The sequence below is a fragment of the Psychrobacter sp. AOP3-A1-26 genome (assembly GCF_052378235.1).
Taxonomy (GTDB): Bacteria; Pseudomonadota; Gammaproteobacteria; order Pseudomonadales; family Moraxellaceae; genus Psychrobacter.
Genome location: NZ_JBQSXN010000238.1, coordinates 1 through 226 on the forward strand (window position 1 = coordinate 1; position 226 = coordinate 226).

Sequence of the window (226 nt, forward strand, 5' to 3'; positions counted from 1 at the left end):
CCCCCGCTGCCATGACGCATAAGCATCGGCAAAAAAGAACAGACTAAAGAGCTTTTGTTTCACCTTCTTATGCTGAGCAAACTCTTTACCATTGTCAGAGGTGATTGTCTTAACCTGTAACCTCACAGGCTTTAAGACATCTATCATTGCCTCTGATACTTGCTGTGCCGTTTTATGACCCACACGCTTCATCTTCAGTAGCCCTGTTTTACGTTCAACGAGCGTG

General features: G+C 45.1%; 1 pseudogene. It reads right to left on the reverse strand.

The window, feature by feature from the left end:
• Positions 1–226 (reverse strand): annotated as a pseudogene (locus ACT3TU_RS14445) (IS30 family transposase); the annotation flags it as partial.